This is a genomic window from Enterobacter sp. Cy-643, assembly GCF_011752815.1.
GTDB lineage: Bacteria > Pseudomonadota > Gammaproteobacteria > Enterobacterales > Enterobacteriaceae > Cedecea.
This window is the reverse complement of the sequence record NZ_VWWV01000004.1, coordinates 368,076-384,266: the sequence shown is the minus strand read 5'-3', so window position 1 is coordinate 384,266 and position 16,191 is coordinate 368,076. Positions and strand designations below refer to the sequence as shown.

17 protein-coding genes are annotated in these 16,191 nt (G+C 55.5%); 2 read left to right on the top strand and 15 right to left on the bottom strand.

The features are described 5' to 3' along the window. Positions 1-35 precede the first annotated feature (35 nt). Together nirC and cysG are read left to right on the top strand one after the other, a co-directional pair. Positions 36-842: a nitrite transporter NirC gene (gene nirC / locus F3J29_RS17760; protein ID WP_008457795.1), complete on the top strand. Its 807-nt coding sequence runs from the start codon at positions 36-38 to the stop codon at positions 840-842. A gap of 13 nt (positions 843-855) precedes the next feature. Continuing rightward, positions 856-2,229, top strand: a complete 1,374-nt coding sequence (gene cysG / locus F3J29_RS17755) for a siroheme synthase CysG (RefSeq protein WP_045784194.1) — start codon at positions 856-858, stop codon at positions 2,227-2,229. A gap of 27 nt (positions 2,230-2,256) precedes the next feature. Here the strand turns inward: cysG and F3J29_RS17750 are convergent, their stop codons facing one another. The 15 genes from F3J29_RS17750 to aroK form a co-directional block, all read right to left on the bottom strand. Beyond that, positions 2,257-3,348 (bottom strand): PLP-dependent aminotransferase family protein, encoded by a 1,092-nt coding sequence (locus tag F3J29_RS17750; RefSeq protein WP_166868064.1) that lies wholly within the window; start codon positions 3,346-3,348, stop codon positions 2,257-2,259. A 9-nt stretch (positions 3,349-3,357) separates the two neighbouring features. After that, positions 3,358-4,662: a YhfT family protein gene (locus tag F3J29_RS17745; RefSeq protein ID WP_166868062.1), complete on the bottom strand. Its 1,305-nt coding sequence runs from the start codon at positions 4,660-4,662 to the stop codon at positions 3,358-3,360. Between the two features lie 10 nt (positions 4,663-4,672). Then, positions 4,673-5,026 carry a DUF2620 domain-containing protein gene (locus F3J29_RS17740; RefSeq protein ID WP_038478118.1) on the bottom strand — a complete coding sequence of 118 codons (354 nt, stop codon included), beginning with the start codon at positions 5,024-5,026 and terminating at the stop codon, positions 4,673-4,675. 9 nt (positions 5,027-5,035) lie between these two features. Further along, on the bottom strand, positions 5,036-5,926 hold the full coding sequence (locus tag F3J29_RS17735; RefSeq protein WP_166868060.1) for a phosphotriesterase-related protein: 891 nt from the start codon (positions 5,924-5,926) through the stop codon (positions 5,036-5,038). Continuing rightward, positions 5,913-7,157 carry a phosphopentomutase gene (locus F3J29_RS17730; RefSeq protein WP_166868058.1) on the bottom strand — a complete coding sequence of 415 codons (1,245 nt, stop codon included), beginning with the start codon at positions 7,155-7,157 and terminating at the stop codon, positions 5,913-5,915. The genes F3J29_RS17735 and F3J29_RS17730 overlap by 14 nt, the downstream gene beginning before the upstream one ends. Beyond that, positions 7,150-8,322 (bottom strand): YhfX family PLP-dependent enzyme, encoded by a 1,173-nt coding sequence (locus tag F3J29_RS17725; RefSeq protein ID WP_166868056.1) that lies wholly within the window; start codon positions 8,320-8,322, stop codon positions 7,150-7,152. Before F3J29_RS17725 ends, F3J29_RS17730 begins: the two co-directional genes overlap by 8 nt. Before the next feature lie 88 nt (positions 8,323-8,410). After that, positions 8,411-8,767, bottom strand: coding sequence for a PRD domain-containing protein (locus tag F3J29_RS17720; RefSeq protein ID WP_166868115.1), 357 nt, complete (start codon positions 8,765-8,767; stop codon positions 8,411-8,413). 14 nt (positions 8,768-8,781) lie between these two features. Then, on the bottom strand, positions 8,782-9,687 hold the full coding sequence (gene yhfZ, locus F3J29_RS17715) for a GntR family transcriptional regulator YhfZ (RefSeq protein ID WP_166868054.1): 906 nt from the start codon (positions 9,685-9,687) through the stop codon (positions 8,782-8,784). A 136-nt stretch (positions 9,688-9,823) separates the two neighbouring features. After that, positions 9,824-10,828 carry a tryptophan--tRNA ligase gene (trpS, locus tag F3J29_RS17710; protein ID WP_166868052.1) on the bottom strand — a complete coding sequence of 335 codons (1,005 nt, stop codon included), beginning with the start codon at positions 10,826-10,828 and terminating at the stop codon, positions 9,824-9,826. Continuing rightward, positions 10,821-11,534 carry a phosphoglycolate phosphatase gene (locus tag F3J29_RS17705; protein ID WP_166868051.1) on the bottom strand — a complete coding sequence of 238 codons (714 nt, stop codon included), beginning with the start codon at positions 11,532-11,534 and terminating at the stop codon, positions 10,821-10,823. The genes trpS and F3J29_RS17705 overlap by 8 nt, the downstream gene beginning before the upstream one ends. Next, on the bottom strand, positions 11,527-12,204 hold the full coding sequence (rpe, locus tag F3J29_RS17700) for a ribulose-phosphate 3-epimerase (protein ID WP_166868049.1): 678 nt from the start codon (positions 12,202-12,204) through the stop codon (positions 11,527-11,529). The genes F3J29_RS17705 and rpe overlap by 8 nt, the downstream gene beginning before the upstream one ends. A gap of 46 nt (positions 12,205-12,250) precedes the next feature. Then, positions 12,251-13,075, bottom strand: coding sequence for an adenine-specific DNA-methyltransferase (dam, locus tag F3J29_RS17695; protein ID WP_166868047.1), 825 nt, complete (start codon positions 13,073-13,075; stop codon positions 12,251-12,253). Between the two features lie 63 nt (positions 13,076-13,138). After that, the gene (damX, locus tag F3J29_RS17690; RefSeq protein ID WP_166868045.1) at positions 13,139-14,431 is read right to left on the bottom strand and encodes a cell division protein DamX; all 1,293 of its coding nucleotides are present in this window, start codon (positions 14,429-14,431) and stop codon (positions 13,139-13,141) included. 74 nt (positions 14,432-14,505) lie between these two features. Beyond that, positions 14,506-15,594, bottom strand: coding sequence for a 3-dehydroquinate synthase (gene aroB, locus F3J29_RS17685; RefSeq protein ID WP_166868043.1), 1,089 nt, complete (start codon positions 15,592-15,594; stop codon positions 14,506-14,508). A gap of 58 nt (positions 15,595-15,652) precedes the next feature. Further along, positions 15,653-16,174: a shikimate kinase AroK gene (aroK, locus tag F3J29_RS17680; protein WP_008457837.1), complete on the bottom strand. Its 522-nt coding sequence runs from the start codon at positions 16,172-16,174 to the stop codon at positions 15,653-15,655. Between the last annotated feature and the right edge of the window lie 17 nt (positions 16,175-16,191).

Sequence of the window (16,191 nt, the reverse complement as noted above, 5' to 3'; positions counted from 1 at the left end):
TAATTTTTATTTTTAACTTCATTGGGATAGCAAAAATGTTCACCGACACTATCAATAAATGTGCGGCGAATGCCGCGCGCATTAACCGTCTTTCGCAGACAAACCCTCTGGGCTTCTGGGTGAGTTCCGCCATGGCTGGAGCCTACGTTGGCCTCGGTATCATCCTGATCTTCACCCTCGGTAATTTACTCGACCCGGCCATTCGTCCGCTGGTGATGGGCGCGACCTTCGGGATCGCCCTGACGCTGGTGATTATTGCCGGTTCGGAGCTGTTCACCGGCCACACCATGTTTCTGACCTTCGGCGTAAAAGCCGGCACGATATCTCACGGCCAGATGTGGGCAATTCTGCCGCAAACCTGGCTGGGTAACCTGGTTGGTTCGGTATTTGTCGCGCTGCTGTATAGCTGGGGCGGCGGTAGCCTGTTACCGGTGGACACCAGCATTGTGCACGCTGTAGCGCTGGCAAAAACCACCGCGCCAGCGATGGTGTTGTTCTTTAAGGGCGCGCTGTGTAACTGGCTGGTTTGCCTGGCAATCTGGATGGCGATTCGTACCGAAGGTGCGGCGAAGTTCATCGCAATCTGGTGGTGCCTGCTGGCGTTTATCGCCTCCGGTTACGAACACTCCATCGCCAACATGACGCTGTTTGCCCTGTCATGGTTTGGCCATCATAGCGAGGCTTATACGCTGTCCGGCATCGGCCATAACCTGCTGTGGGTTACGCTGGGGAACACCCTTTCCGGCGTGGTATTCATGGGTCTGGGTTATTGGTATGCTACGCCGAAAGCCGAACGTCCGCAGCCTGCCGCCGCAGGCGCAGCGGAAACCGCCCGTAATTAATTGAGGATTGACCGTGGATCACCTGCCGATATTTTGTCAGTTACGTGGCCGCGCCTGCCTGCTGGTAGGCGGTGGCGATGTCGCTGAACGCAAAGCGCGTTTATTGCTGGAGGCAGGTGCACGCATCACCGTTAACGCCCTCGAATTCAGCCCACAGTTTAAGGTGTGGGCTGAGCAAAATATGCTGACGCTGGCCGAAGGTGCATTCTCAGAAACGCTGCTGGACGAAAGCTGGCTGGCGATTGCCGCCACCGACGACGATGAAGTTAATCAGCAAGTTAGCGATGCCGCTGAATCCCGCCGGATCTTCTGCAACGTGGTGGATGCGCCGAAACAGGCAAGCTTCATTATGCCGTCGATTATCGACCGCTCCCCGCTGATGGTCGCCGTCTCTTCCGGCGGTACGTCCCCCGTTCTGGCCCGATTGCTGCGCGAAAAGCTGGAAGCCAGCCTGCCGCTGCATCTGGGTAAAATCGCCGCTTTTGCAGGCACTCTGCGTGGCCGCGTGAAACAAACTTTTGCCACCATGGGCGAGCGTCGTCGCTTCTGGGAGAAGTTCTTCACTAACGATCGCCTGGCGCAGTATCTGGCCAACGAAGACCAGCTTGCCGTTGAAAAAGAGACGGAATCACTGTTCTCCACTCCGCTCGATCACCGCGGCGAAGTGGTGCTTGTCGGCGCAGGCCCCGGTGATGCTGGCTTGCTGACGTTGAAAGGCCTGCAGCAAATTCAGCAGGCTGACGTTGTGGTTTATGACCGCCTGGTGTCGGACGACATCATGAATCTGGTCCGCCGCGATGCCGACCGCGTGTTCGTAGGCAAGCGCGCGGGCTACCACTGCGTACCTCAGGAAGAAATTAACCAGATCCTGCTGCGGGAAGCGCAAAAAGGTAAACGCGTGGTGCGCCTGAAAGGTGGCGATCCGTTTATCTTCGGGCGCGGTGGTGAAGAGCTGGAAACGCTGTGCAACGGCGGAATTCCGTTCTCTGTCGTCCCGGGGATCACCGCAGCTTCCGGCTGTTCCGCCTACTCAGGTATTCCGCTTACTCACCGGGATTACGCCCAAAGCGTACGCCTGGTCACCGGTCATTTAAAAACCGGGGGCGAACTCGATTGGGCCAACCTCGCGGCAGAGAAGCAAACGCTGGTGTTCTATATGGGTCTGAACCAGGCTTCCGCTATTCAGCAGCAGCTGATCGCCCACGGAATGGAAGAGAGCATGCCGGTTGCGCTGGTAGAAAACGGCACGGCGGTGAATCAGCGCGTCGTGGACGGCACCCTAAACCAATTAGGCGAGCTGGCCACCCAGGTTGGCAGCCCGGCGCTGATTATTGTAGGCCGCGTCGTGGGCCTTCGGGACAAGCTAAACTGGTTCTCAAACCATTAAATACCAAGGGAGGCCGCAGCCTCCCTTTTACTTTTCTGCCTCAGCACAACTTTCCCGCAAAATTCGCAGCACGGTTTCCGCCCCGCTGCGGTTGGGATTGATGCGGATCATTCGCTTTTCCAGCGCCGGCGCAGCCTGCCTGAACGTCCCGGAAACCCGATAAAACAGCGGCGGGATTTCATATTTAGATTCTGCCCCTACCGGATAAGGCAATGCGCCCAACTTTTGCGCCACGGCCAGCACCTTTTCGGCAATCGGCCGATGAAACTCCACCAGCAGGACCTTCGATTGCGCATTGGCGATAAATGCACTTTTAACCTGGGGCACAGCGCCCTGTGATAATAGATCAACCAGGGTATCGTTCACCTGCGCCTGAACGGCGTGCATCACCGGGGCGAAAACTAAGCCACGCAGCACCTCCATAGCCTGAAAGCCCTGAACCTGGCTGCCGCCGGAGTACATGCTCTGCCGCACCGTCTTCACGGCCAGTTTCTCACCGACCACGGCGCCGACGCCCGCCGGACCAAACAGTTTAAAGCAGGAGAAGGTCGACAGCGTGGCTCCGCACTCGCAGCCGATGTTGTCGACCTTCATCACCGCATAATTATCGTCAGCCAGCGACGGCAAAGCGTGGCGATTAAAGCAGGCCAAAACCTCAGCGAGCGAATAAGCGTCCTCCAGGGTCTGGCGGGTGTGCTGAATCAAGGCTGCAGCCGGACGGTAAGCCGCAATAGCGGCCTCCACGTCATTTAACTCATTGAAGTCGGCACGAATCAGCTCCAGCCCCATCTGTTCGGCAATAACCGCCGTGGTAGGGTACAGCGGAGCCTGATGAATCAGCAGCTTATCGCCAGCGTTTAGCAACGCTGCCAGCCCGCTACGAATAGCCCCGGTGCCGGCTCCCTGCACCAGCGCGGCGGCTGGCGCAGAGAAGAAATCAGCCAGCACGGCCTCAACCCGCTGCGTAGTGTTGGGCTGATTCAGACCGGGTACCAGGCCGACATCCCCCAGGCTTAGAAAATCAGCCCCGGGAAAATGACGGCAAATAATATCCACCAGCTGAAACTGCTTTTGCTGGGCCTGAGCCAGGCTCAGGCTTTGCAACGGCCAGCTTTCCACACAACCCCCTTAGGCCGGGATAAACAGGCCGCAGAAGAACAGAATATTCAGCACAATGCCGGTTATCATCACCGCCACAACCGGCGCGGCCATTTTCTGCACCGGGCGACCCAATGATTCGTTCAGGAAATACAGCGCCGTCGCAATGGTGAAGCCGGTGTAGCCCGCCATTTTGATAGCGGCAAAGATAGAGCCAATCAGCAGCGCCATCTCCATCAGCATGTTCATCGCGTTGCGGATGTTGTCCGAGGCGTTGCGTACCGAAGGATAACGGCCAAGCCATTTCCCGATGGAGCGCAGCAGCAGAACCTCAGCGGAAATCACCAGCGCCCCGACCACAAAAGCGAGTAGCGGGTTAGCAATCAGGTAGCCGACGGCAAAGACAAAGGTGAACCCGGCCACGGCATAAACGCCTGTCGCCAGCGCCGTCGTGGCAATCATCGGCACAAAGCCCAGGCCACGCATAAACTCGGCCAGCGCGGCCTGATCAATCAGGCTTTGAGACTGCGTCGGATCCAGCCCAATTTTGTAGGCTTTCTCCAGCGTAAAGATGGACACCTCGCTGCCGGCAAATAGCTTCATGCTGGCAACGGTAGCGATCAGCCCGCCAACGATGGCGATATACGGCAAATTTTTGATAATTCTGGACGTCCGCTCTTCAAACACTGACTGCCCGTGGGCATCGTGTTCATGTTTATCCCTCGAGCGCAGATCCTGAAAAATCGCGATCGCCAGCAGCATAATCATGCCCACGAAGATCTCGATTGACTCCGGGTTAAGCTGCGGGAAGAAACGCACCACCAGCACGCGGGTCAGCAGCACAACCACCGCCGCGAACAGGCTGTTCTTCCAGCCAAACTGGTAGAAAATCGCCACCAACGGGAACAACGCAAAGGCAGATACCACCGGAGAGCTCAGCTCACCCAACGAGCCGAGAACATCTACCGGCAGCGCGGTCAGCAGGTGGTTCACCGGCACAAGGCAGGTGAGGATCAGAATCCCCCAGACGGCACCCAGCCCAAACGCCAGCACGCTGTTAGCCGCCAGCACGCCGAGAATGTCGGTCGGGAGGAACAGCAGCCAGCTGTTGAGCAGGCCGGTTTTCAGGGTGAAGGAGATCCCGACGGAGGCCACAAAGCCGATACTCAGTCCAAAGGCGATACTCCCCGCTTCACGGCGGTTCATATTGCCTTCAATGAGCTGCGGCAGAATCGGTCGAATCCCGTCGTGGAACACCGCCGCAGAGCGGTGCGCCAGCAAAGCCGTCATCCCGGTCAGCAAGGCAACAACAACAAGGTGAAGGTAAAATTCCATACGGATGCCTTTATTTTAAATGGTTAACCAGCAGCGGGATGGCATGCTCGATATGCTCCACGGAAAGGCCAAATGCCACTTTGCCTTCTGAGACCAGGCGGGCGATTTGCTCTTCTTTAGCTTTAATACCGGGCTTGGCGATGGTGCAACTGCGGTTGTAACCGATCACGGCGATAGCGATAGACAATGCCGCTCCCGCCCCGGTATTACAGGCCCCAATGTAGTAATCAAGCTGGCCGGATTTCACCTTCAGCGCGGCGTCCATATCGTTATAGATAAACACTTCGAAGCTGCCCGGGGCGGCGGTTTCGATGGTTTGTTTGATGAGTTCGCGCTGTAGGCCAGCGACACCGATCTTTTTCATGGAAAATCCTTACTTATAAAAGACAGAGGGGTTGTCACGTAACATCAAATCGATGTCTGGCTGGCTGAAACCGGCCTCCAGCAGCATCGGCACAAACGTGGTGAGTAAATAATCAAAACCTAGCCCACCGTTCGCTTTTAAGTGAGAGCGGCGAGTAATGTCCATCGACAGCATGACGTGGTCGAGCAGCCCGCGATCTTTAAGCGCGCTTATCATCGCAATGCGTTTTTCGTCCGGGTAATAGCTGTTTTTGCCGATGGTATCGAACTGCACATAGGCGCCCTGATCGATCATCCGCAGGATGTTGTCCAGATTGTCTTTCAGGTCGCAGTGCCCGACGGTGACGCGGGAAAGATCCACGCACCATGATTTCAGCAGCGCAAGCTGTTCCAGCCCCATGGTGCTGAATGACGTGTGGGTAGAAATCGGCCTGCCGGTTTCATGATGCGCGATGGCTGCCGCCTGGAAAACTCGCTTCTCCACTGGGGTAATAACGTCCACGCTGGATCCAATTTCCGCGATGATCCCGGCTTTTAACGCCGTGCCGTCGATGCCAGTTTCGATTTCATCAATCATTTCCTGCGCCAGTGTTTTTACCGGCGTAGTGGCCACATGCGGCGGGAAGAAATCGTGCTGGTAGTAACCGGTGCAGGACATCACGTTCATGCCGGTATCGCGCATAATATCCAGCAGAAACTGTGGGTTGCGCCCCATGTAGCGGTTGGTCATTTCGATAATATTGCGGACACCCTGCGCGTAGAGTGACTTCATTTCACCGCAAATCAGCGCGTACTGATCCAGCCGGCAATCAATATTGTCCTTGAAGCTGGAAAGATCGATATGAAGATGCTCGTGGGCATAGGTATAGCCCGATGGATCGATATGCTTATGCCCCGTCATGATTCACTCCACCTGTTGAAGAGATGTTCAGCAGCGGCAGGAACGACGTTCCGTTCTGCGGCGCGGCTGCCCGAAAAAAGTCACAAACCGTGGCGCCCACATCAGAAAGCGTAGCGCGTGCCCCCAGATAAGCGCCTGCTATACCGGGCTGCCAAACCAGCAACGGTACGTTTTCCCGGGTGTGCTTGCTGTGGCCAATCGTCGGGTCGTTCCCGTGGTCCGCCATCACAACCAGGCAATCTCCGGCGCGCATGTCCGCCATCAGCAAAGCCAGGTTTTTGTCGACAAGCTCAAGCCGCTCGGCGTAGCGCGCTACGTCTTCGGCGTGCCCCGCCAGATCGGTTTCCTGAATGTTGGTGCAAATAAACGCGCTGCCAGGCTTATTCAACTCATCCCGGGTAATATCGAGAATGCTCTGTGAGTCGACCAGATTCTGGTAGCTGGTTCCGTGAGGATTAATCGCAATATCTGCCACTTTACCCACCAGCACGGTTTTAACGCCGACCTGATGCAGCTGCTGTGGAGCCTGAACGCTCGCATCCACGCCGTAGCCCATATGCACCACCTGGAATCCACTTTTATATACCCCGGAACGAGGGGCATTAATGCCAACATAAAGCCCCTGTTTCTCTTCCGCGGCGTGAATCAACTGTTCGCTGTTCTCCAGCAGGCCGCCAAAGGCAATCACCCGACCCACTTTGACGCAACGGCGAACGACTTCACCAATGGTGCGTACCTGCTCAAACGGTATGGCACTAAGGTTGGCGCTGATGTTAAACACCTGCCCGAGATCGGCTTCAAGATTATCGCCCACGGCGACGGCCTGGTTTACCCACAGAAACTGCAGCTCGCCGCCTTTGCGTTCAACCTGCCAACCGGCAGCGATCAGCTCACGTTCAACGTCATCGATCGCTGTAGAAAACGGCATGCGTAAAGGCGTTTGTGGCCGCGTACCCAAAATTTCCTGGTGCCCCATAAAGGTGTCACCGCCTTCATGCTGCAGCGCCGCAGTGCCATACACGGCACCGGCGTTCGGCTGCATCACATTGGCCGTAAAGCCCAGCGCGTTAATCAGGCCCAGCTTCTCCAACGCAGGCAAACGCAGATCGGGAAAATGCTGCAGGATATGCCCACAGGTGTTCGCGCCTATGTCCTGCGGCCTGACTTCCGGTACATCATCCATCGCGCCCACGCCAAAACTGTCTATCACCAGCACCAGAAACTTACTCATGCTGACCTCCCGGAATAGGATGACCAAGGCTGTCGTACAGCGCTTCGAGTACCGGTTTCCCGCTCTGAATGCCGGACACCAGCGCCACATCGCTGCGGGTAACAAAAATCTGCGTGCGGAAGCACATCACCACCGGGCTGCCAACGGGATAACTGCCTTCCAGCGCCAGGTGATAATCAATGCTGGTGTTATCTGGCGGCAGCAATCTCGCCTGCGCGGGCTGTGTATCGCTGCTGAACACCAGCGCATTCTGGGCATGGCCCCGGCGATAATATCCGCCGCCGAAGCAATAGCTTTTGCCCTGAAACTGGTGGGAAATTTCCGTCAGATAGAGCATGGCAATCGCCTCGGGCTGATCGCCATGCTGATTCGCCGGAATGGTGCCGGTTAGCGCATGGCCCGGTTCAGCATGGGTCACCCCGTGCTCAGCAAGAATGGAGAAAGTGCTGCTGCTTGAGGCCGACGGCGCGTTGATTTGCTCTATCTCAATCCCCTGTTCGTGCAGCAGGTCGCGCGCTTTCAGCAGCGTGAACAAATTGCGGGTTGGCTGCGTCTGTTGCTGCTCTTCGTTCCAGAGCAGGCAGGGAAAATGCGTCAATCCGGCAAGACGAATGCCCGGCATCGCGCGAATGGCGCGTACCACATCGTCCAGCTCGCTCAGCGGGAAACCGGCTTCCTGACCCGGATAAAGCCGGTCGTATTCGGCGAATACCTTCAGCATCACCGCCTGAACGCGCCCGCTCGTCAGCGCGGCATCAGACACCTCACGGGCTTTTTCCAGCGAGAACACCGTGATGATTTCCGTCTCGCCGTTCACATTCTCTTCCACCAGAGCCACCGGCACTTGCACCAGGTGGCCCACATGCGAAACCGGCACATTGGCTTCACGCAGCGTTCGGGCTTCTTTAAAATCAACCGCCACGGCGCCTTTAAAGCCCAGCTCAACCAGCCTGTTGGCAAGCCATGGATTACGCCCGATTTGCTTGGTCATAAAGTAGAGCGTGATGCCATGCTTTTGCGCCGCCGCGAGCAGTTTCCGTCCGTTCTCCAGAACCTGATCGACATCGATAATCCAGGTATCGGGGAGTACTGCCCCCTGCCGCCAAAGCGTTCTGGCGGCATCAATCAACGCCGGGTTCTGTGCCTTGAGTGCCTCAATAAACATGCCTTGCCTCGCGACCTGAGAAATAAACTTCTTAAATAATCATTTTTTTGAATATTTAAGCTAAGAAATAACGCTGCTCATTAATCCGTTAGCCCTTATGAATCAGCCACAGGCTGAACAGGTTGGCCAGCAGATACCCTTCTTCGTTCGGGTGTAGCTGAACGTTGAACGGCGCCAGCAATGCGTGATGAACCTGCTCCACGTCACCAAAGACGCTGTCGGTTTTGATCTCCGCCAGCAGCTCTTCGTCCAGTGGGTTCACCGCTTCCCCCCGGCGACTGCGCATCAGCGCGTTAGCCATATGGGTGATCGCCATTGCTCCCTGGTCGTTCTGCAGCGGGATAGCCCAACGGGTTTCCAACTGTGTCACAACCACTTTCATGCCATCACAAATATCCCGGTCGATGACGCCTGCCTCACAGAGCAGATTGAGCCGGTCTTCCATACTGATTACCTCTGTCAATAGCTTGGTTCCTGTTCGCCGCTCAGTACGCTTTGCTGATGAGCCAGCAGGGCATTCTTATCCACCACCGTTCTCAGCAATTGCTGAATGGGGATATCTTCGCTGCGCGTCAGCACCACCGCTTCCGATGCCGCCAGGAAGCATTTATCCCCGCTTAGAGGGAGTGCCGTCAGCCCCAGTGCCGTCAAATCGGCTTCGTTGCTGACGTTCCAAATCACCGCATCCACGCTGCCCTTCGCGATTCTGTGCAGACACTCGTGGTACGACACATCAAGCAATTCCACATCCTGTCCGGAGAAATAAACATCCGTCATGATGCGCTGATCCGCCGAACGTGGATCAATTCCAATACGGCGGATGCTCTCCTGCTGCCCGGCGCGGCAAATCAGCTTGTGCTCGCCCACGTAAGTGTGCGGCCCCAGCGCCAGCGCGATAAAAAGATCCGGGTTGCTGAGGTAGCTGTCCGCTGCCAGCCTGGAGACAACGGCCAGGTCATAAACGCCATTCAGCAAACATTCCACGCGAACATCCGACCCACGCATATGGGCGTAATAAAACGGGATCCCGTCAAACTGCGCCTTCAGACCGCTGGCAAGTCCTTCATAAAGCCGGGTGTACGGCAGCGGCATAGCACACACTACATTGCCGATATCCGCAAACGCCAATAGGGCTTTGTTATCCATGCTCAGCAGGTAGCTTCCGTTGCGACCGCGGCGTTCAACGCTCACGGCTCCGGCCTTCTCCAGCGTCTTCAACGCGGCCTGCGTCAGGCCAACGGAAAAGCCGCATTCACCAGCTAATTCATCTATGGTTTTCAGCCTGTTACCACATTTCTCACCCAGTAAATAACGGGCCAGACTGGACTGGGCAACGCCCTCTTTTTTAATAAAGCTGCGGCTCATTTGTTATCTTCAATTTATTGAATGAATATATCTTCATAAAATTGAATATAGATGGCAAAGGGGAAAATGACAAAAGGAGAATGAAGTCACAAAAAAGACATAACCCGCCGGATGACGGGTTATTCATAGGGAAAGATTATGGGTGAGCGACGAAACCGATCGCTTCGTAGACCTTTTTCAATGTCTCCGCGGCACGGGCACGGGCTTTTTCAGCGCCCTCTTTCATTACCTGCTGCAGGAAAGCTTCGTCGTTACGGTAACGGTGGTAGCGCTCCTGAAGCTCGGTCAACATACCGGACACGGCTTCCGCCACTTCGCCCTTCAGATGACCATACATCTTGCCTTCAAAGCTGGCCTCCAGCTCAGGAATCGGCTTGCCGGTTACGCCGGAAAGAATGTCCAGCAGGTTAGAAACGCCCGCTTTCTCTTTCACGTCGTAGCGAACGACAGGCGGCTCTTCGGAGTCGGTTACCGCGCGTTTGATCTTCTTCACCACGGATTTCGGATCTTCCAGCAGGCCGATGACGTTATTGCGGTTATCGTCAGACTTGGACATCTTCCTGGTCGGCTCCAGCAGGGACATCACGCGGGCACCGGACTTAGGAATAAACGGCTCAGGTACTTTGAAGATGTCGCCGTACAGCGCGTTGAAGCGGCTGGCAACGTCGCGGCTCAGCTCCAGATGTTGCTTCTGATCTTCGCCCACCGGCACCTGATTGGTCTGGTACAGCAGAATATCTGCGGCCATCAGCACCGGGTAGTCAAACAAGCCGGCGTTGATGTTTTCTTCGTAGCGGGCAGATTTGTCCTTGAACTGCGTCATGCGGCTCAGCTCGCCGAAATAGGTGTAGCAGTTAAGCACCCAGCTCAGCTGAGCGTGCTCAGGCACGTGGGACTGAACAAAGATAGTGCTTTTTTTCGGGTCAATGCCGCAGGCCAGATACAGCGCCAGAGTGTCCAGCGTCGCTTTGCGCAGCGCGGTCGGGTTCTGACGAACGGTGATCGCATGCTGGTCAACGATGCAGTAAATGCAGTGGTAATCATCCTGCATGCTTACCCACTGACGCAGCGCACCCATGTAGTTACCGATAGTTAATTCGCCTGACGGCTGGGCGCCGCTAAATACGATGGGCTTACTCATGTTCTGCTTCCTGATTTGCTAAAGGTGGTAGCCCAAAAGCGGGCAATAAGTCTTCGAAACGATCGAACACAACGTCCGGGTTGCTCAGGCCAATCGCTTCACCATAGTTATAGCCCCAGGTCAGACCGACGCTTGGGCAACCGGCCGCCTGCGCAGCCTGAATGTCATTGCGGGAATCGCCGACAAAAAGCAGCTCATCCGCGGCCAGCCCCAGGGTTTCCATGACTTTGTACAGCGCTTCCGGGTGCGGCTTTTTCTCTTTCACATCGTCCCCGCCGATGATGGTCTGGAAATAATCGGCAATGCCCAGATCTTCCAGCAGCGGGGTGACAAAAGGCGTGGGTTTGTTGGTAACGACGGCGAGCGGCAGACCTTTTTCTTTCAGCGCAGCAAGCGTTGCGGCTACGCCCGGGAACAAGAAGCTTCCCTCTTCAACCGTTTCCGCATAGTAGCGATCGAACAGTTTGCGCGCCATATTCAGCTGGGCGAGATCGGGCTCTTTATCCTTCAGCGACCACTTAAGCGCCCGCTGCATCATGATATCTGCACCGTTGCCGATCCAGGTGACGACGCGATCTTCACCTGCCACAGGCAGTTCAAGCGCATAAAGCGCGAGATCAACGGCCTGACTCAGGCCAAGCGCCGTGTCGATAAGCGTGCCGTCGAGATCAAAGGCAACACCCCGAATTTTTTGAAACTTATCCATGACTTACCTTAGCCAGTTCAGAACGCATGCGATCAACGACCGCTTTATAATCAGGCTGGCCGAAAATAGCAGAACCTGCAACGAACATATCCGCGCCCGCTGCGGCAATTTCCGCGATATTGTCGGCTTTGACGCCGCCATCCACTTCAAGGCGAATATCATAGCCGGAGGCATCAATGCGTTCGCGCACCTGGCGCAGCTTTTCCAGCGTGTGTGGAATAAACGACTGCCCGCCAAACCCTGGGTTGACGGACATCAGCAAAATGACATCCAGCTTGTCCATGACGTGATCCAGCCAGGAAAGCGAGGTCGCCGGGTTAAGCACCAGACCCGCTTTACAACCGTGCTCTTTGATCAGTTGCAGAGAGCGATCGACATGTTCGGAGGATTCAGGATGGAAAGTAATAATGCTGGCGCCCGCAGCGGCAAAATCGGGGATGATCCGGTCCACTGGCTTCACCATCAGATGAACGTCGATAGGTGCAGTGATGCCGTAATCGCGCAGCGCCTTGAGTACCATCGGCCCCATCGTCAGGTTGGGAACATAGTGGTTGTCCATGACGTCAAAATGGACGACATCACCACCTGCGGCAAGCGCTTTAGCCGTATCCTCGCCCAGTCGGGCGAAGTCGGCAGAGAGGATTGAGGGGGCAATCAAATACTGTTTCATCCGCATCTCCAGGAGTCATTCATCTTTCGGCGGCGGGCGAAACGGCTCAGGCAACCTTTACTCTATAAAGGGCCAGAAGTTCGTCCACCTTGTTACGTTTACCACCGTTTCGGCTGATGCTGCGGCGAACCTGCAGCTTATGGAAATCGGTAGCGTTCTGATACCACAGGCGAGTCAGCTCGGTGTCATGATTCGAAATCAGCACCGGAATACTCTGCTCCCGCAGTCTTTCAGCCAGTTCGGCCAGATGCTGCTGCTGCACCATGCTGAAGCTGTCCGTGTGATAAGCGGTAAAGTTGGCGGTGGCGGAAAGCGGCGCATAGGGCGGATCGCAATACACTACGGAACCCGCAGCAACGTTTACCATGCTGACATCATAAGACTGGCAGACAAAAGTGGCATTTTTAGCCCGTTCGGCAAAGTTGTACAGCTCTTCTTCAGGGAAGTAAGGCTTACTGTAACGGCCAAACGGAACGTTAAATTCACCGCGCAGATTATAACGGCACAGGCCATTGTAACAATGGCGGTTAAGGTACAAAAACAACACCGCACGCCGGAATTCGTCGGTGCACTGGTTAAATTCGGCCCGGCAAGCGTAATAAATCGCTTCCTCGTTTTGCGCTTTAGTAAAGAGCAAACGAGACTCCCGCACGTACTCATCTGCACGGTTTTTGACAATATCGTAGAGGTTAATCAGATCGCTATTGATATCGGCGAGGACGTAGCGTGAGTAGTCGGTATTAAGAAATACCGACCCGGCGCCAACAAAAGGCTCAATCAGACAGTCGCCTTCCGGCAGATGCTTTTTTATATCTTCCAGCAGGGGGAATTTCCCCCCTGCCCATTTCAGAAAAGCGCGATTTTTTTTCATGCTGTCTTACTATTTACACCTTATCCAGCTGTGGAAAGGCTCCGACAGCGACTGCGCTTATTTTCACTTGAGGTCAGACTGCACCTGATGAATAGGTTTTGCCCACGGATTCTTAGCCTGAACGTCGGCCGGAAGGCTTGTCACCGCGCGTTTTGCATCGTCTTTCGTGGCATAAACACCGCTCACCAGCACGAACCAGGGCTGGCCGTTACGCTGAGTCTGGTAAACCATATAATGTTGCAGGTTCTCTTTTTTCGCCCACGCATTCAGGTTTGCGGAGTTTGAAGAAGAGCTCAGCTGCAGCGTGTAGTGGCTGCCGGGCGCACTCTTAATCGCGCTCGCATCACCCGCGACTGTACCGCCAGTGCTTGCCGTCGCGGCAGCCTGCGGTGCTGCTTTTGGTGCAGTAGATGCCGTCGCCTTCGGTGCCGGGTTTGAAGTGGCCGCGCTGGTTGATGGTGCCGTTACCGGAGCAGAAACCACCGGTGCAGGTTCACTACGCTTCACCGTTGCAACTGGCTTGCTTTCAGTTTTCACTTGCGGTTTAGGCTCGGCTTTACGCACAGGCTCAATGACCGTTTTCTTACGCTCAGGGCGAGATTCAACGGCGCGGGTTGGCTCCTGGGTACCAGCCAGCTTGCGAGGCTCGGTTTTGCTGCCAGCGATTGGCGCGACTGTAGCCGGTTCAGTAGGCAGCGTGGAATTGCTCACCACATTGTCAATCTGGCCCTGCTGCTGAGGCTGAGTCAGGGCGTTATTCAGATTTCCAGGAACCTCAACGCGCTGCTGCCCTTCCGGCTGCGGCTGCGTCTGAGCCTGGGTTGGTGTAGAAGAAATAGGCGGCAGTGAAACATCCTGCTGATTCTGCTGGCCAGCAACTGGAGTATTTCCTGACGATGGCTGAGCGGCGTTGGCCTGGTCGGCAGGTGCCGCACCGTTAGAACCGGAAAGATCGATATTCTTCTCGGCGCCTGGTTTTTGCTCGGCAGTATCTGGGGTGGATGAAGGCGCTTTCAGGGCTGAGCCGATACCAATGATAAGCAGCAGCAGAACCAGAATCCCGACGCCCATCATGATGTGCTGACGAGAAGCAGGCGCTTTCTGTTTCGCTGCCTTTTTACGCCCACGCGCCGGACGAGGCTCCGCGGCCAGGCCGTCATCACCTTCGTACTCTTCCTCAACCTCTTCTTCACGCTCACGACGAGCACGTGAAGGGCGACGGTCGTCCGCATCAAGATCGACGTCATCAACGTTGATCTGCGGTTCTTTATCGAACTCGTCAGGTTTGCGGGAACGCCCAGGACGACGATCGCTTGGATCGGGTTTCAGCTCGTCTTCTGGTTTAAACTCATCCATTTAACACCCCACTCAAAGGCGTATGCTCATCTCTGCATCACGCCCGAAGTTAAATACTATAAAAATTCTAGTTGTTAAGCCTGCTGGCAATCAGCGATGGCTGATAGAACGACATCGTGCGGTACTCCACCGCGCACTTCACTCTTCCCTATCGCCAGCGGCAGAATCAAACGCAGCTCACCGGCTAATACTTTTTTGTCACGCATCATGTGGGGCATATACGCGTCAGGGGACATTTCCTGCGGCCCGTTAACCGGTAAACCGGCTCGTACCAGCAGCGCGATCACGCGCTGAACTTCTGCCTCGCTGAATTGACCCAGACGCTGAGCGGTCCGCGCCGCCATCACCATCCCGGCCGCCACGGCTTCGCCATGCAGCCAGTTGCCATAGCCCATTTCAGCTTCAATGGCATGGCCAAACGTATGACCCAAATTCAGTAAAGCACGTAAGCCGCTTTCTCGCTCGTCTGCGGCAACAACTTCGGCTTTCAGCTCACAACAACGACGAATGCAGTACGCCATTGCTTTGCCGTCCAGCGTTAACAATGCGTCGATATTCTCTTCCAGCCAGTCAAAGAACTCGCCGTCCAGAATAATGCCGTATTTAATGACTTCCGCCAGGCCCGAAGCCAGTTCCCGAGCAGGCAAAGTCGACAGGCAGTCGAGATCCACCACCACCGAAGCGGGCTGGTAGAATGCGCCAATCATGTTTTTGCCGAGGGGATGGTTAACGGCCGTTTTGCCGCCAACGGAGGAGTCCACCTGCGAAAGCAGTGTGGTAGGAACCTGGATAAAACGCACCCCGCGCTGATAGCTCGCTGCGGCAAAACCGGTTAAATCGCCCACAACGCCACCGCCTAAAGCAATCAAGGTGGTGTCGCGGCCGTGAGGTTTTTCCAACAGTGCCGTAAAGACGGTATCAAGCACCGCGAGGCTTTTAAACTGCTCGCCATCCGGAAGAATGACGGTATCCACTTTAACGCCTGCCTGTTCCAGAAGACCACGAACCTTGTCCAGATAGAGCGGTGCAAGGGTTTCATTGGTAACCAGCATGGTCTGGTCGCCAGCCTTCAGCGGCCAAAAGGAAGCCGGGTCATTGAATAACCCGGCGGCAATGGTAATAGGGTAACTACGTTCCCCGAGAGTGACTGTCAGCCTCTCCATTACGCGGAGCCCACCTTATTGTTGCTTTGCCCGCAGGCGTTTCTTAATTAAGCCAGAATCAGTTGCTTTCCAGCATATGAATGATCTGGTTTGCGACCACTTTGGCGCTTTGATCATCGGTGCGAATCGTTACATCGGCAATCTCTTCATACAGCGGATTGCGTTCGCCGGCCAGTGCTTCCAGCACCTCACGAGGTGGAGTCTCAACCTGCAACAGCGGACGTTTTTTATCGCGCTGAGTACGAGCAAGCTGTTTCTCAATGGTGGTTTCAAGGTAAACCACTACGCCACGGGCGGAAAGACGATTGCGGGTTTCACGAGACTTCACAGAGCCGCCACCGGTAGCCAGCACGATGCCCTGTTTTTCAGTCAGTTCGTTAATGATTTTTTCTTCGCGATCGCGGAAGCCTTCTTCGCCTTCAACGTCGAATACCCAGCCCACATCAGCTCCGGTACGTTTCTCAATCTCTTGATCAGAATCGAAAAATTCCATATTGAGTTGCTGAGCTAACTGACGCCCAATAGTGCTTTTGCCGGCACCCATAGGCCCAACCAGAAAGATATTGCGTTTCTCTGCCATTTTTTCGGTACTACTAA

Excerpts from the sequence above, each read along its gene's own strand:
- damX (WP_166868045.1), bottom strand. The coding sequence starts at position 14,431 with ATGGATGAGTTTAAACCAGAAGACGAGCTGAAACCCGATCCAAGCGAT.
- F3J29_RS17720 (WP_166868115.1), bottom strand. The coding sequence starts at position 8,767 with ATGGAAGACCGGCTCAATCTGCTCTGTGAGGCAGGCGTCATCGACCGG.
- rpe (WP_166868049.1), bottom strand. The coding sequence starts at position 12,204 with ATGAAACAGTATTTGATTGCCCCCTCAATCCTCTCTGCCGACTTCGCC.
- F3J29_RS17730 (WP_166868058.1), bottom strand. The coding sequence starts at position 7,157 with ATGAGTAAGTTTCTGGTGCTGGTGATAGACAGTTTTGGCGTGGGCGCG.
- F3J29_RS17745 (WP_166868062.1), bottom strand. The coding sequence starts at position 4,662 with ATGGAATTTTACCTTCACCTTGTTGTTGTTGCCTTGCTGACCGGGATG.
- trpS (WP_166868052.1), bottom strand. The coding sequence starts at position 10,828 with ATGAGTAAGCCCATCGTATTTAGCGGCGCCCAGCCGTCAGGCGAATTA.
- aroK (WP_008457837.1), bottom strand. The coding sequence starts at position 16,174 with ATGGCAGAGAAACGCAATATCTTTCTGGTTGGGCCTATGGGTGCCGGC.
- yhfZ (WP_166868054.1), bottom strand. The coding sequence starts at position 9,687 with ATGAGCCGCAGCTTTATTAAAAAAGAGGGCGTTGCCCAGTCCAGTCTG.
- F3J29_RS17735 (WP_166868060.1), bottom strand. The coding sequence starts at position 5,926 with ATGACGGGGCATAAGCATATCGATCCATCGGGCTATACCTATGCCCAC.
- F3J29_RS17705 (WP_166868051.1), bottom strand. The coding sequence starts at position 11,534 with ATGGATAAGTTTCAAAAAATTCGGGGTGTTGCCTTTGATCTCGACGGC.
- dam (WP_166868047.1), bottom strand. The coding sequence starts at position 13,075 with ATGAAAAAAAATCGCGCTTTTCTGAAATGGGCAGGGGGGAAATTCCCC.
- nirC (WP_008457795.1), top strand. The coding sequence starts at position 36 with ATGTTCACCGACACTATCAATAAATGTGCGGCGAATGCCGCGCGCATT.
- F3J29_RS17740 (WP_038478118.1), bottom strand. The coding sequence starts at position 5,026 with ATGAAAAAGATCGGTGTCGCTGGCCTACAGCGCGAACTCATCAAACAA.
- F3J29_RS17725 (WP_166868056.1), bottom strand. The coding sequence starts at position 8,322 with ATGTTTATTGAGGCACTCAAGGCACAGAACCCGGCGTTGATTGATGCC.
- aroB (WP_166868043.1), bottom strand. The coding sequence starts at position 15,594 with ATGGAGAGGCTGACAGTCACTCTCGGGGAACGTAGTTACCCTATTACC.